Source organism: Microbulbifer sp. NBRC 101763, assembly GCF_040371615.1.
Lineage (GTDB): Bacteria > Pseudomonadota > Gammaproteobacteria > Pseudomonadales > Cellvibrionaceae > Microbulbifer > Microbulbifer variabilis.
The window spans coordinates 478,557-493,059 of sequence record NZ_BAABQV010000002.1; the positions used below are offsets into that span (position 1 = coordinate 478,557).

Consider the following 14,503-nt stretch of genomic DNA (forward strand, 5'->3'; position numbering starts at 1 on the left):
TTTATTCCGTCGTGGTGCCGGCAGGGGGTGCCAATAGTACCTGCTGGCATTGCTGCGGCATCGTCTTAGGTTTGGGCTTTGTCGGTTGGGGCTTGGTGCCGTTTAGTATTGCGTAGAATTCCTCGCTAAACCACCAGTCCAGGTCGTTGCCACAGGGATCTGTTCGCACCGGTGCCTGGGGTTTGCAATCGCTGCTTCCCTCGGGGCAAGCCAAGCGTACATGGAAGTGATAGTTATGTCCCCACCAGGGGCGCACTTTGCGCAGCCATTCGTTATCCCTGCCCACAACTTCACACAACTGGCGCTTGATTGTGGGATGTACAAAGATACGTTCCACCCTCTGGTCTTCTGCTGCCATACGCAGGATTTTGGGGACTCGCTCATCCCAGTTTTCGTCAATAAGGCGATGTTTTTTTGCATCTGCCAGAGGAATAGCGGAGATATTATCGCGCTCCCACTGCGTGAGTGGTCGCTTGGCAGCACGCCGATCCTGGGAGTACCAGATATCCACATCCAGGCCGGTTTGGTGGCTGCTATGCCCACCGCTGCCAAAGGGGCCGCCGCGGGCCATGGACATATCGCCAATCTGGATTCTGCCCAGATCATTCTGTGCCACACTTTGCGAAAAGTCTTTTAGGAAGGCGATAGTATCCGGGTGCGCAAAATGGCGTTCGCGGCCTGTGCGCACCAGTTGATAACCCTCACCGCGCAAGGGCAGGGTTTCTCCCCCCGCAAGGCAGCCATTGGTGTAGGTGCCAATGCTGGAGGCCGCCTGAGCGCTGGGCTTTTCAGTTTCTTCCCAGGGGTTGGCCTGGGCGATGCTGCTGAGAACGATTGAGGTAATGGCCAGGGCGCGGGCAATCAACCTGGGGTGTTTGATGGAGGGGGACGTTGATGGAAAGTACATAGTTCCCATGTTACCGGTAAGTCACTGTAGTCGGATCGCAGTTAAGCGGACCCGACGAGTATAGACAGGTTGCCTGCTAGCTCTGTGACGCAAGTATCTCTTTGCAGTTCCGTATAAGCTGGTCCATTTCATCATCTGTGCCAATGGAAATTCTCAGGTAATCACTGATACGGGGCTTGTTGAAGTAGCGCACCAGGATATTCCGCTCACGCAGTGCCAGGTATAGGGCTTCAGCCCCTGGCTCCGGTGGCTTCGCCAGAATGAAATTTGCCTTGGAAGGCACGACCTGGAAGCCCAGCTCCTGTAAGGCTGCCCCACTACGCTGGCGCGTAGCGATGACCTTGCCGCAGTTATCTGCATGCCAGGCGCGATCGCGTATTGCGGCGGTTGCAACCTGTTGGGCAATGGAGTCTATTGGATAAGAGTTAAAGGAGTTCTTGGCGCGAAGCAATCCCTCAATCAAATGTTCCTGTCCCATTGCAAAACCGAGGCGCAGGCCGGCCAAGGCATAGGACTTGGATAGGGTGTGGATCACCAATAAATTAGGGTATTGATCAATCAACTGGGTGGCACTTTCTCCGCCAAAATCGATATAGGCTTCGTCAATAATTACTACCCGTTCTGAATGCAGGCGCAATAACTCTTTGATTTGATCGAGTGGTAAGTAGCGGCCAGTTGGTGCGTTGGGGTTGGGAATAATGATACCCCCGGCATTACCGGCATAGTCCTCTACAGCAAGGGTGAAATCCTCGCGTAGAGGGATGGTTTTAGGTTCTATATCAAAAAGCTGGCAGTACACCGGATAAAAGCTGTAGGTGATATCGGGGAATAGCAGAGGGTCGCTGCGACGGAAAAAACTGTAGAAACTCAGCGCAAGGACTTCATCTGAGCCATTGCCTACAAATATTTGATTGCTATTGAGATCGTAGCGCTCCGCAATAGCTTCGCGTAACTCAAGGGATTCCGGATCCGGGTATCGACGCAGAGCATCAGCGAAATCGCCTTGTGCTAATAGTGAGAGCGCCCCCGGCGAGGCAGGGTAAGGGTTCTCATTAGTATTGAGCTTGACCAGGTTTTTACTATTGGCTTGTTCGCCTGGAGTATAAGGTTCCAGTTGCTCCAGTCCAGGGCTCCAAAATGACTTGTTCATTGCCCAACCTCCGCGTTGCTGCTTGTGTCTTCTGCGGTAGAGCTGTCCATGTTCCTCGGTTCCGACTCTTCTTTCTCGATGGCAATATCAAATAGCGCTGTTGAGCCGGCGATAAAATCCTGCATCGGCACCGGTCTACGTAGCAGCATATTATCGTACTTGAGTTCGGTGGAAATCTCCGGTGCCTCACTGAAGTCATTGAGCTTGCTGAGGCTTTCAACCAGGCTGAGCCCTAAAAAGCCGATGGGTAATACCATCGATACGGCCCAACGCCAGCCGCGTCCAAGATTGGTGGCCAGGTAGCAGGCACACCAGAGCATGGCTGGCAGAATGATCGCGAGCACGAGGAAGTCGAGAGCCTCCATCATATCGCCGATAGCGAAGTTGTAGTTCAACACCCCACTGAACCACTCCCAAACGGTATAGCTTAGGGCGCCTATAGCGGCGATAGACAGGTGGGCAAAGAAGTGGGTTTCATGTTTTACCACTCTGCCAATGAAAGCCCATGCACCGGCATAAATCACCAGGCCGATGGTAGCACTTGCCAATATATTGATGGCAAGTGTCCATTCATAGCTACGTGCATAGTTGAGGTAACTGAGTAGCACCGTGGAGCAGGCCACAGCCAATACTAGCAATATGGCGTTCAAGGGGCGGGATAGGCCTGAAAACAAACTTTCCAGAGAGTGCAGTGGGGTAGCTGCTGGCACAGCATCATCAGAGTAGAACAGGCGCAGCCGGGATTTGCCACATTGCACTATATCCCCAGAGGTAATCTGATGTGAGGAGATTTCTCCAGGCTTGACCGACTTGTCCTGCAGGTTACCTAATAGCTGGCTGCCATTAACTGAATTAAGGTCATGTAGAACGTAGCTGCCGTCTTCTTCATGGCGTATTTCAGCGTGGCGGCCATCGGCGTGAATATCTTCTAGGATAGCATCGTTGCTGAAAGCGCGACCCAGAGTGAATTTTTCCCCATCCATGCAGTAACGCATTTGTACCCGATGGGCACGGTTGAGTTCTTCAATAATCAGTGCCATTGGATCTCGCTCGTGAACTTCTCGGTAAAGGCGTCGGCGGACTCCTGGGTAAAACCAGAGAGGGTAAAGTGGCTCACCAGTGCACGGTTTTTCTGGTCCACACTGAGGCTCAGAAAGAAGATGTCATATAAATTGGGAAAATCTTTATAACGTCTTACGCAATAACTGGTACGCGCAATCAGTGGTTTTTTACTGCGGTCTGGTTTTGATACCGGGCCATTGCCAGTACGCGGTTGCGAAGTAAAGCCCTGGCGACAGTGGAAATTAGTTACGTCTTCTTCGCCAGCGCTATTGCCAGGATAAAACGTGCTCATTTGTTGTTCATATTCTGCGTAAAAGCGTGCAGGCAGCAAGTTGTCGGCCTCCAGCCAGAAAAATTCATACTCCACTCTGCCGGTATTGAACTCGTCAGAAAGGAAAATAACATCTTGCCCAGTGCAGCCCTTGTCGATGCGCTTTATAGGGCTATCGTCATCATCCTGCGTATTGCCCCAGCACTTAATGGCCGGCACGATTTCCCCAACTACCTTTGCTTCACCAAGCGAACGGCGTTTCCAGTCGGCCTGCAGGATGGAGTTGATAATTCGCTGCTGGTTGTCGACAAGCTGCTGGTACGTCACAGCCTTTAAGTCCAGGGCTTCGTCGCGCTGATGGTAGTGCTCTACTAGCGTGGATAGCTTATCTACTGGTACCAGGAAGCTCACTTGATTTCCAGCAGTGGCGACATTAATACCTACCACTTGGCCTCGGGTATTGATTGCTGGGCCGCCACTCATTCCTGGGTTGATGGAACCGGCGAAGTGGATACGATCATAAAAACTGCCGCCGGCAATACCATTGTAGGTGCCTGGAATCAGTGTCATACCCAGATCCAAAGGGTTGCCGAGTGAAACAATGGTTTCACCCTTCTTGGGGGTGTCGGTGGCAAGTTGAAGATACTCCTTACCTGGATTGTCCTGGCGCAGTAGGGCCAGATCGTTCACTACATCTATATCCAGCAACTCCAGTGTGCCTTTAGTGCCGTCAGTGGATAGATACTCCAGAGTGTATTTTTCAGGATCACTGACGGCCTGAGCGACTACATGGTAATTGGTGGCAAGTAACCCATCAGCTGAGATTTGGAACCCGGAACCGAGACCGGCTTTGGAGTTGGAGGATTTTTCGATCAGGCGAATCTGGTAGAGGCTGCCGCGGTAGTCGCTGTAAAGCTGCTCGTATCCCTGGGCCAGCACCATTGCAGAAAGGCAACAAAGTACCCAGGCCAGAAGGCATGCGGAAATTTTCGGCATTTTTGTTTGATTAAATTATGGACAGAAATAGTGATACTACGGGATATAGGGTAGTGCAACAAGCGCGGCGCAACGGTAGTTACCGGCTGCGCCACTTTCATTCATTCCCTTAAATCAATTTCCTTTACAGGTAATCGGCAATTTTCGGTTGTGCTTCCACTACCTTCTGGTGGGATTGCATATAGAAGTGAGTAAAGAGTGCATCGGCCTCCTCCGGAGAGATAAAGCCGTCACTGAACCCTGGACTCACAGGGTCCAGATGAAGACGTGCGCAATTAATCACGTGGGCTGCGAGCTGTGCCATATTTTCATCCCCCACTGAAATACGGATGGTAGTTGGGAATATGCCTGCAGCTTCCATCGCTTCAGGAGAGAGCTCCGAATGAGAGGTAAGTGCAGGGCAGAGTACCATGGTATTGGTTTGCCCCAGGCTCACCATTTGCCCAAAGGCCGGTTCCAATGCATCAAAGAAGCTCTTGAAGGCCGCGGTGGGAATCTGTGCTGCCTCCATATCAATACTGAACAACGGTGTTGGGAACTCATAGCGCATTAATGACTCGCGCATTTTTGAATTCGGGTGACTCTCTACCGCGTGGCTATTCACGCGGATTTTATTGTGGCTGGCAAAGAAATGGCTAAGGCTCAATGTATTGATACATTTGGTAAGCATACGCATTTCCAGGGTACGCATGCCGCAGTGCACTTCCCATGCCTTATCCGCATCCAGGAAAGCGCCTTTAATATAATATACATCCCAGAACATGCACTGGTCCCAGTTGAGCCCTTTGGCACTGTCCCCCTTGGGAATAAACATGCGGTGATTTTCCCCAATAACCACGCCAGCTGTTGCAGCGCCGGTGCCGCCAATATCCTTGGTATAGGAGTGCACAACAAAATCCGGGCGCTCCTCACGGTCCTCCCGGCGTAATGGTTGATACAGAAAGGGGGTGGCCAAGGTGGCATCCAGGCTTACGAGGATATTTTCCCGATGTGCCATCTTACAGATACCCGGTACATCCAACATGATACCGTGTGGATTACAGGGTGATTCGATATAGGTGTGGATCTTCGCCCCCCTAGCAAGATTATCGGCATAATTCTGCTGGGTCTCATTTAAAAGCTTTTTAAAATCCTCTCCGCTAGTGCCATCAAACCAAACCAGCTGGATTGCTAGCTTGTCTTTTCGAGCGTAAAAATCTTGAAGCAGCTGGTGTACGCCGCCGTAGATATTACGCGAGACAATCAATATATCGTCGCGGCGCAGCTGGTTGGAAAGCAGTGCATCAATGGCTGCCATGCCAGAGTTAAAGTTCCAGGCCATATATTCGTTTGCTGCAGGACCGCACTCTAGGTCCACAATGGCATTGGCGAGGGAGATAGAAGTCGGGTTGAGCAGGCGTGAGTAAATGTCGTGGCTGGGTTCGCGGCCGCGAAAGGCGTCATCTACCCACTCGGTACAGGCATAGATGTAGGTGGCAGTGCGTGCGATCACCGGGGTTGCGGAAAAAATCGCTGGAATATTGTCGAATAGTGGATAACCACCACGTGTGGTGATATTGAAATCGTCTCCCTGCAGACTTTGAAAGCTAGCCCGCAATGGGTTTTGTAGAGTATCCAGCAGTTTTGCCAGTTGGAAACTCATAAAGCGCTTGGCATTGAAATAAGCAATTTTATCTGAGCGATCCAAGCGCTGCAGGGTGTCTGTAACCTGGCTCCACAGTTGGTTCAGATTGCCCTGGGCCTGATATAGCAGTGCTGCAGTTTGCTCCAGTAATTGGCCGTGCTCTGAGTCTGAATCGATGCAGAAATGCTGTAATTGTTCACGCGCCAACTCCTCAATATTTGTGGCTTCAGTACTGTTGCGGCGGGGAGAGAGAATTTTTACATCTTCGAGATTCGCTTCCATCGTATCCTCACTAAGCGATGCTTTTTGTTATGTCGCGACTCTAACAGCCTATGCCGACGTATAAAACATTTGGCGCGTAATTTTCTGTAATTGGGCGTGATAGACCTGTAATTCTCAAATCCGTAAAGTAGGTTCCAGTTGAGGGGGGCGGGAGATTGTTAAGCAGTTCCCCTGCCATGGATCGGCAGCCCCCGCAACATAACTTCGGATGGATTTGGTTTTCTCACGTTTTCGCAAGCGTGGGATTAAAAGGATTCAGCGCAAGCTGAACGGTCGAGCTGGAACCGACAGGTGCAGAGTCTTAGTCGGAACTTTTGGATGAGCTTGCCCGGGGCACGGATGCCAAATTTTGCTCTTGATAGTGTTGTTGTAACCGTCGATGGTTGGGACCATCATTCCGGGCCGGTAGTATTAGTACTGCCGGCTTTTTTTTAAACCGGTACCGGTTATGATTGCGCAGTCACAGACGTAGTTTACATGAGATAAAACGTCTTTTGGTTACACCAAATAACAAATTCTTACGAGAGGGATGAATAATGGTCGCTTGTGCCGACTTACCCGTACTGGAGTGCGAGGTACCTAAAGAAGGGTTAAAGCTGGATCTGGTTTTACGGCCCAGAGAGCAGAAGGATGGCGAGCCTCAGTATTGGCCTCTTTACAATGCAGCTAACCCGGAAGAACACTTTGGGAATATGCGCTTTAAAATTTATAAAGGTGGAGTGCTTACCCTGAAAGTTTCCCTGGATTTGTCAGAAGTTCCAGGTCGAGAGTTGGAGTTTGTTCGTTACCAGCAAAACCATAAACTTGATGGAATTATCGCGCTGAGTCCTGATTTTCGCCATCAATTTCGCGCGCGAGCCAAAGAAGTAGATGGAGATTACACTAAGCTGGTGATAAAAATTAAAGATAAGGATCGTATTCCAGATCGGTTTAATTTTTTGTGGATGTGTGTTGATCCTGAAACGGGAATGCATTTTGTTTCCGGTGATCCGGAAGCGGGTATTGACCCCGTTCCGGCTTCGGGTACTGGCAAATAGAGTTAAGAGAGGCTTCTATTGCTATGGGTTGAGCGCAGAGTTGTTGAAATTCAGGTAGGATGAACCACACTGCGCTCATCCCTTGTGCTAACAGCTGTTCTATATGGTAACCGGCAGAGCGCCACTCTTGAGCAATGGCATATACTTGGGCTGCAGAATATTTTACGTAGGTATCATCTGGAGCTTTTTGGAGGAGCTCTTTTATCATGCTTATAGAAAGGGAAACCTGCCCTAGATTCGCTAAAGCAACAGCTCTATATCTTTGAGAGCGAAAATCAGATTTGCCTTCTGTAGTTTGAAGGAGCCTATTCAAGAACTTTTCTGCGTTTTTATGGTCAGAAAGCATAGCGTATGCCTCTGCGACCTGACTGATCATTTGAATATTGCTTGGCGAACTCTCCAGGATATCTAGGTAAATTTTCAAGGCCTCTCTGTAATTACCTTGAAGAAAAAATATAGTCCCAAGATTAGATTTTGTACGCCAGCTTCTATGAGCTTCTGGAACCATTTGTATGGCAGCTTGTGCCGTATCAAGGTTGCCATTTTCTAGTTCTATAACTCCCAGTAAGGCATAAGCAGGCCAGTATTGAGGGTTGCTCTCAAATAGTTTATTTAATACTTCTTTTGGGGAGCTGTAGTCACCGCTGGCTACTTGGGTGATTGCAACTAAGTATAGGTGATTTGCTGAAGGTGATAATGCTACGGCCTTTTGAGCATAAATTAGCCCTTCAGAGTAGCTGCCATTACTAAAATGAAATCGCGAACTTTCGGCAAATAGGTGGGCGGAAGGGTAGCCTCTTTTCTCGAGTTTCTTAAGTATTGTTTCAAAGCCTTTTTTGTCTGCATCAATAGACCTAATCTTTAGCTGAGCCTCAAGTAGAGTAATTTCATCTGCCCCGGAAATATCAGCACTAGAGAGAATTCCCATAGTGGATGTTAGCAGCTTGTTATTGTTTGTTATGATAAATATCCTTGCTGCGAAATCAGCATAGAGCTTATAAAGGTTCACATTTCTGGGGTATTTGCCAATTAATTCTTCCAGGTGATCGAGATCTTCTTCGGTTAGGGGGGTATCATTTTTATTTAATTTTGCTAGCAGGGTTAGATACAAGTTGTAATCACTTGACTCCATTTTAACCTTACCACTAACTTGCTTTTGATAACCACTTGGAAAAAGTGCTAAAGAGCTGTTGCTAATAGTATATTGAGACTCCTGGCGGTGCTCGCTGAGGAATAAAAAAGAGGCCTGTTCTTTTACTTGGTTATTTTCAGGATTGATTCTTTGTAATTCAATGTTGCAGCGCTGCTGCATACAATCGAGATGGGCGAATAAGACATCGGTGACGCCTTTTTCGTGTAGTTTTTTTAGTTGCTGCTCCTGAGAGCTGTTCTCATCGGGAGTGAAATTTACCAAAGCGCTGGATTCAAGACCACCTGGAGTGCTCGTTAACGCCTGGCGAACCATAGCTCTTACCAGAGTGGATGCGTTATCACCACCTGAAATTTCACCACCGATCTCTATTGGTAATACTGCAATATATTGCGGTGTCAGCTGCGTAAGTGAGCGCCAGCCCCAAACTCCCCCGGCGAAGAGTAAGGCTAGTCCGGCAATAAGGGTAGAAATACGTTTATATTTCTTTCTAGGTTTTATTAATAATTGCGTGACCGTATCAGAATACTGATGAGTGTCAGCGTCAATTCCAAATTTGCGAATTATTTCCAGGGCCTCATACACCTGTAGAGCTGAGTCTGGCCGTTGCTCCGGATGTTTCCCTAATAGTCTATCTAAAAGAGCACCAAGGGGCTTTGGAATATCTGGCCAGGATTTTTGGGGTGGGATATGAGGTTTATTGATGATTTGCTGGGCAAAAGCCAGTGCACTTATATCCTTTCTTTCGAAAGGTTTACAACCACAGAGAAGCTCATAGGCGATACAGCCAAGGCTGAATAGGTCGCTACGCGCATCCAGGGGAGTTCCTTGTAATTGCTCAGGGGACATAGCTTGTACGCTGCCAGCTATGTGGTCCTCCCTGGTAAGCTGTTGATCGCAGTCCAGTGCTTTGGCAATACCAAAATCGGTTATTTTCGCAACACCATCTACAGTAACAAGGATATTCTCTGGTTTAAGATCTCGGTGGATAATACCGAGGCAGTGTGCTTTGCCAAGGCCTAAAGATACTTGCATCAGCAAGTCGAGCTTCTCTGGCAGTGTGGATGTTTGTTCGCGTATCCATTCCTTGAGGGTCACGCCTTCAACTAGCTCCATTACCAAGGCTATTTTGTGCTCCTCCTCTATCACATCATATAAACGTACGATATTGGGATGGTTTAGCCTGGCTAAGAGTTGTGCCTCACTACGAAAACGAGCTTCTGCTGAGTTGCCAGTCATATCTGAGCGTAACTGCTTAATCGCAACTTTGCGCCCCAGCTTGATATCCTCTGCGAGGTAAACAACTCCCATACCCCCAGCTCCCAGAGTGCGCTCAACCCTGTAACGGCCTTGGTATTCCTCAGTTTTCTCCAGCGCAACTACGTCCATTGTATTTTGATCTTCTCGGATGGATAGGCCATTCTACCTGATAGTACATTTTCGTGAAGCTATCTGTCTCCTTTCTGAAGGAAATGGTTCACGTTATTCCATATTTTTTGGCTTGATCAGCTCTATTAGAGAGACTCTATTATGCTTGTAGTACAATTAATATTGGTACTTGACGAGTCAATGCTGGCTTAATTTTAAACAGTTCTGATTCGAGTACTATAAGCTAGGTACAATGCTGTGCTGTATATACAGCTAGAGAGGAGTTGCTCCTGGTTTCTGGAAGGCATTATATGGCCTTCCAGTCCCAATGTGCCTGAAGCTTCCTACCAATGGCCCTTGGGTGCTATTTGCACTCAGAGGTTACTGATCTTCGCTCAACTATGTTTATTAATGGAATCTGTTGAGTTGAGTATCATGTATGCCTACCGTTGCTTTGCGTAGCAAACAATTTATTCCCCCGGTGCTGAAGAGTGCCTTTACCATATAAGATGGTCACCCAGAGGGGGTAGTAGCTCCTGTAATGTAAGCCTTGTCTGTATCTTGGTGATTCAGTTCTACCATTCTGGTAACTAAATTAATAGTAAAGTGGTCCTTAACTTAACAAACCCTGGCTCCCTCAAAATTTAAGCTTCTCCTAGCTCTGCTTTTGCCTCCAGCTGGGTACCCTTATATATCTCAAACTGGTGGCAGCCAATACGGATCTCCCAAGAGCGGCGTTCAACCAGGTTTGAAGTATCAACTGCGTCCGGCAGGGATTCGGAAATCTGTTTGCGTGCACGGAAGATCTGGGTGTTCAGATGATTGACAGTAATACCCAGCTCGTGGGTAGCTACTTGGATCGAGACCCAGCCCTGCGAATCCATATCTAGGCCGTTTTGCATGTCCCTGAAGCGTGCTCGGGCAAGGTATAACAGCAGATAATTGTGGATCCGTGCAGGCAGGGATTGCTTCATTCCCTCTCGCTGCAGCTGTAGCTGAACATGCTCTTCGTGAGAGCTGACTGAGAAGCGCAGGCCGAAGTCGGTGATCGACAGCTGTTGTAGGGATAGCTCCTTGGTGGCGCCTTGATTATCTGCCAGAAATAACTGCCAGCTGTTAAGGCCGCAGTCGATGCGGTCGCCATGGTTCACTAGCTTCTTGTTGCCGACTTCAGCGGAATTGCCAGTGAACTCATATTGCCACTGCGCAGTTACGGGACTGAAGTGTAAGCTTGCCAATGGTTCACTCTCATCAGGGAGCAAGTGGTATTGCTCAAGAGGTTGTGCTTCCCCGGTTTGCAGGTCAATGAGTAGATTCTCTGGCGCATCAAGATTCTCGATAATCCAGGCTGGGTTGTCAGCCCGGCCGAAACAAATCTTGTCACCTGTCTGTAGTGGATAGCTCTTGGCGGGAACCAGTTGTTGGCCGTTGAGCCAGGTTCCGTTGCGGCTGAGATCACGAATATTCCAATGGGTGCCGGTCCATTGGATTGCCGAGTGAATACCGGAAATCTCAGCACTGGTGATACGGGTGTCCACTGCGCCCTGGCGGCGACCAATAGTGTGGTGGGCCATTAAATATACTGGTTGTTCCCTATCTGGGTGCTGTAGGCAAGCCATTTTTTTGTCCTTTTTACCCTGGCAAGAATGCTCAAACTTCTTGCGAATCTGGCTCCAGCAGGCTTAAAACATGGTAAGCACTTACTCAAGTGAGTAAGAGAAAACCTGAGGTAATGAGGTTTATCTCTTTAAGCGCCAGCTAGAAAGCTGCAGTAAACCAAGTTGATTGCCGCTACCGCCACGGATATTGGCAGTGTGATGGGCAGCTTATCCGGTGCTAAAATCCTGCTCTAAGTGAGTGGTCACTATGGGGTTGAAGTTGCTCTGTATAGTCGTTCCATTTATACCGATCTAAGGAACGATTGCAATGATTGATACTAATTGCCGCTATTTTCGCTGAAAAGTTGTTCTGACGTCAAAAGCGCCGTAATCATTTGTGCTTGCTCAGTGTGGACTGGTTTGAATTTCTACTGCTATTTGCAGCTTGGGGGAGGCTGAAATCGAATAAAAATTTGCACTTCTTTCTCTTATCAGGGCTACCAGCTAAGCTCTCGAAGCCACAGGCCATCTTTATCTGAGCGGCACTTGTACAAACTTACTACAGTAAAATTCAAGCTGTAACTGGTACTAACCTAATAGAATCACAGCGAATCAAGAATGCCAACTTAGCGGCAATTCCTGCCACCCTGCCTAAAAAGTACGCAATTTCAAATTTGAATCGACCGGTTAGGTGATACTTGGGACTAGATTACAGTTGTCACAATGCTAATTTTTTGCACTGGTAAATAGCTCGTGTTGGATATTTAAATTGATGGGCTGAAAAGATAAGTGAGACTGGTGATAACAAAGCCAGGGCTTATGGAGCCCTCGCTTTGTATGTATTTGGGCGATTGTGTCTGGACTTAGATACGGATGCCTTCAATATCCAGAATCATCTCTACTTTCTGGGAGGCAGGGCCCAGATTGTAATCGATACCAAAGTCTTTCAGTTCGAACTCTGTAGTGCCACTAAAGCCCTGACGGTAGCCACCCCAGGGGTCTTTACCACCGCCAATATTGGTTACGTCGATCGTAATTGGCTTGGTAATGCCGTGCAGGGTAAGTTCACCTTTTAACAAAGCCTTGCCATCTGCGAGAGGTTCGAAGCTGGTGCTTTTAAAGGTGGCTGAGGGGAATTTTTCAGTGTTTAGGAAATCGGTCCCGCGCAAGTGCTTGTCGCGCTCAGCATGGTTACTGTTGAGGCTGGTAACATCAATATTGACGTTAACCGAAGATTTCTCTGGCGCTTTATCGTCGTAAAAGAAAGAGCCGTCGAAATCATCGAAGCGGCCATACAACCAGCTGTAGCCTAGGTGTTTGATACGGAACTGTACAAAAGCATGGGCACCTTTAGTATCGATTTTATATTCGGCGGCTTGGGCTGTGGTGCCGAGTAGGGCTGCGAATAAAAGTGCAGTGAGCTTCTTCATAAGGCTGTTTCCTTTTTTGTGGTTGTGATGGGGGCTTGTTCTTCTGATTGCTCAGAATCTTTGGATAGTCCTAGCATTTTCAGCAAGGTGGAATCATGGTCGATAAAGTGATGCTTCAGTGCTGCCAAGGCGTGAATGGCTACCAGAATAATCAGGCTCCAAGCCAGAACTTCATGCACACTACCGGCCATATCTTCCTGGTTGGGAATGCTTTGAATAGTGGCCGGCAGGCTGAACCAGCCAAAAACCTCAATGGCTCGCCCGTCAGCGGTGGAGATCAAGTAGCCGGAAAACATAATGGCAAACAGGAGGAGGTAAATGAGTTGGTGTGCTCCCTTAGCCACAAGTGTTTGCCAGCGTGGCGTATTGGGTTCTGCTTGTGGCGTAACATTGATCAGGCGCCAAAAGAGCCGTAACACCAGCAGCAGTAATAGCAACACACCGATACTCTTATGAATATTTGGCGCCTGCTGGTACCAAGGATCGTAGTAGGACAGCTGCCTCATCCACCAACCCAAGGCAAAAAGACCGATGATGGCTGGTGCCATCAACCAGTGCAAAGCGATGGCAGCCCAGCCATAGCGAGTCTGGTTATTCCGTGCCTGCACGGCTTACCTCCGGAGATCTCTGGTATTGCTTTATTATGACTGGCGCTAGGGTACAGCCTTTGTCGCTTATGACCAATGGTTGGAATGAGACTCTGCGAGGGAGGTCAAAAGTGGTTACTTCAGGTGGTATTGGTATTTCGAGTGATTTTTACTAATGCGCCTGCCTTTGCGTCCGCTCGCGTTCTGCGGCTAGAAGAACCCTTTCACAGGCATTACGGTCCAGGGATGTTGAGCGTCTGGCGAGCTGCTCAGCCAGCCAGCTAGTAGAGTGCTCCTCGCCATCCAGGGCCAGTTGTTCCAGTTGCCAAATAACGTCGAGTAGCAAGTCGCGCTCCAGGTTGATACTGGCCTCCTGAGGTGAGAACAGACGGGGTTCCAGCTGCTCCAGGTCACTGCGTTTGAGTACCAGTTCAGCCAGGTTGGGATACCAACGGCTGCTATAGGGTTCAGGTAGTTGATGATGATCGAAAGTAATCCGAAGGCGATTACCTTGGGCGTCTTCAAGCAGGGGGGTATCTTGTTCATATGCTGGCAGAGCGGGGTTGTGGCGTAATACGCCGACAATTGCCCGCCAATCACTTTGATTATCCGTACAAAGGCGCAGGGGCTCCACCAGTTCGCGGCTGCCGATTTGATCCAGGAACATTAACTTTTGCCCAGGGCGATACCAGTAAAGGTCAAGGAGCTTCTCCTCAGCAAGGTCCGCTAAATGAGCGCTGGTTAGGGGCTCCTCCGAGAGGGCGCTCAAGTGATTGACAGCCTGTTGAACACTCAGCCATTGCTTGCGGTGGAAATGTTTGCCAATCGCGGTTCCCATGCACTACTCCCGGGTGGGGTAAGGATTTTAGGAAATAGATAGTCCGAAGTATTTGCCTGCTTCTTACCCCCTCCCTGAAGCCAGGGATCTGGCTGGCTCATTAAATGGGAATGCAAGCAAAGGGAGACAGGCTTAGGTTACCCGTTTGGGCCCGTGGTCACTGAATAGTTTAGCAGTCAGTACTTCCAAGCCGGGGATGGGTG

General features: G+C 48.8%; 11 protein-coding genes. 1 reads left to right on the top strand and 10 read right to left on the bottom strand.

All coding sequences use genetic code 11. The features are described 5' to 3' along the window. Position 1: 1 nt before the first annotated feature. The 5 genes from mepA to ABWV76_RS07455 all read right to left on the bottom strand — a co-directional run bounded on the left by mepA (position 2) and on the right by ABWV76_RS07455 (position 6,292). The gene (mepA, locus tag ABWV76_RS07435; protein ID WP_353375658.1) at positions 2 to 907 is read right to left on the bottom strand and encodes a penicillin-insensitive murein endopeptidase; all 906 of its coding nucleotides are present in this window, start codon (positions 905 to 907) and stop codon (positions 2 to 4) included. A gap of 76 nt (positions 908 to 983) precedes the next feature. Further along, positions 984 to 2,057 carry a histidinol-phosphate transaminase gene (gene hisC, locus ABWV76_RS07440; RefSeq protein WP_020414529.1) on the bottom strand — a complete coding sequence of 358 codons (1,074 nt, stop codon included), beginning with the start codon at positions 2,055 to 2,057 and terminating at the stop codon, positions 984 to 986. Next, a complete protein-coding gene (locus ABWV76_RS07445; RefSeq protein WP_353375659.1) occupies positions 2,054 to 3,097 on the bottom strand; it encodes an FHA domain-containing protein in 1,044 nt (347 codons plus the stop codon). The genes hisC and ABWV76_RS07445 overlap by 4 nt, the downstream gene beginning before the upstream one ends. Continuing rightward, on the bottom strand, positions 3,088 to 4,386 hold the full coding sequence (locus ABWV76_RS07450; RefSeq protein WP_282952428.1) for a S1C family serine protease: 1,299 nt from the start codon (positions 4,384 to 4,386) through the stop codon (positions 3,088 to 3,090). Before ABWV76_RS07450 ends, ABWV76_RS07445 begins: the two co-directional genes overlap by 10 nt. Positions 4,387 to 4,510: 124 nt before the next feature. Beyond that, positions 4,511 to 6,292: a trans-sulfuration enzyme family protein gene (locus ABWV76_RS07455; RefSeq protein ID WP_020414532.1), complete on the bottom strand. Its 1,782-nt coding sequence runs from the start codon at positions 6,290 to 6,292 to the stop codon at positions 4,511 to 4,513. A gap of 536 nt (positions 6,293 to 6,828) precedes the next feature. Between ABWV76_RS07455 and ABWV76_RS07460 the strand changes: the two genes are divergently transcribed. Beyond that, entirely contained in the window at positions 6,829 to 7,329 is a 501-nt protein-coding gene (locus tag ABWV76_RS07460; RefSeq protein ID WP_026305227.1) for a hypothetical protein, read from the top strand. On the opposite strand, the gene ABWV76_RS07465 is transcribed toward ABWV76_RS07460, so the two are convergent. The 5 genes from ABWV76_RS07465 to ABWV76_RS07485 form a co-directional block, all read right to left on the bottom strand. After that, positions 7,223 to 9,868 carry a protein kinase domain-containing protein gene (locus ABWV76_RS07465; RefSeq protein ID WP_353375660.1) on the bottom strand — a complete coding sequence of 882 codons (2,646 nt, stop codon included), beginning with the start codon at positions 9,866 to 9,868 and terminating at the stop codon, positions 7,223 to 7,225. The genes ABWV76_RS07460 and ABWV76_RS07465 overlap by 107 nt on opposite strands. Positions 9,869 to 10,491: 623 nt before the next feature. Continuing rightward, positions 10,492 to 11,466 carry an FHA domain-containing protein gene (locus ABWV76_RS07470; protein ID WP_157533606.1) on the bottom strand — a complete coding sequence of 325 codons (975 nt, stop codon included), beginning with the start codon at positions 11,464 to 11,466 and terminating at the stop codon, positions 10,492 to 10,494. 842 nt (positions 11,467 to 12,308) lie between these two features. Continuing rightward, positions 12,309 to 12,875: a YceI family protein gene (locus ABWV76_RS07475; protein ID WP_020414535.1), complete on the bottom strand. Its 567-nt coding sequence runs from the start codon at positions 12,873 to 12,875 to the stop codon at positions 12,309 to 12,311. Continuing rightward, on the bottom strand, positions 12,872 to 13,483 hold the full coding sequence (locus ABWV76_RS07480) for a cytochrome b (RefSeq protein WP_353375661.1): 612 nt from the start codon (positions 13,481 to 13,483) through the stop codon (positions 12,872 to 12,874). Before ABWV76_RS07480 ends, ABWV76_RS07475 begins: the two co-directional genes overlap by 4 nt. 151 nt (positions 13,484 to 13,634) lie before the next feature. Next, complete coding sequence (locus ABWV76_RS07485; RefSeq protein ID WP_020414537.1) at positions 13,635 to 14,300, bottom strand: hypothetical protein; 666 nt, start codon at positions 14,298 to 14,300, stop codon at positions 13,635 to 13,637. Between the last annotated feature and the right edge of the window lie 203 nt (positions 14,301 to 14,503).

Excerpts from the sequence above, each read along its gene's own strand:
- ABWV76_RS07460 (WP_026305227.1), top strand. The coding sequence starts at position 6,829 with ATGGTCGCTTGTGCCGACTTACCCGTACTGGAGTGCGAGGTACCTAAA.
- mepA (WP_353375658.1), bottom strand. The coding sequence starts at position 907 with ATGTACTTTCCATCAACGTCCCCCTCCATCAAACACCCCAGGTTGATT.
- ABWV76_RS07465 (WP_353375660.1), bottom strand. The coding sequence starts at position 9,868 with ATGGACGTAGTTGCGCTGGAGAAAACTGAGGAATACCAAGGCCGTTAC.
- hisC (WP_020414529.1), bottom strand. The coding sequence starts at position 2,057 with ATGAACAAGTCATTTTGGAGCCCTGGACTGGAGCAACTGGAACCTTAT.
- ABWV76_RS07455 (WP_020414532.1), bottom strand. The coding sequence starts at position 6,292 with ATGGAAGCGAATCTCGAAGATGTAAAAATTCTCTCTCCCCGCCGCAAC.
- ABWV76_RS07445 (WP_353375659.1), bottom strand. The coding sequence starts at position 3,097 with ATGGCACTGATTATTGAAGAACTCAACCGTGCCCATCGGGTACAAATG.
- ABWV76_RS07485 (WP_020414537.1), bottom strand. The coding sequence starts at position 14,300 with ATGGGAACCGCGATTGGCAAACATTTCCACCGCAAGCAATGGCTGAGT.
- ABWV76_RS07475 (WP_020414535.1), bottom strand. The coding sequence starts at position 12,875 with ATGAAGAAGCTCACTGCACTTTTATTCGCAGCCCTACTCGGCACCACA.
- ABWV76_RS07450 (WP_282952428.1), bottom strand. The coding sequence starts at position 4,386 with ATGCCGAAAATTTCCGCATGCCTTCTGGCCTGGGTACTTTGTTGCCTT.
- ABWV76_RS07470 (WP_157533606.1), bottom strand. The coding sequence starts at position 11,466 with ATGGCTTGCCTACAGCACCCAGATAGGGAACAACCAGTATATTTAATG.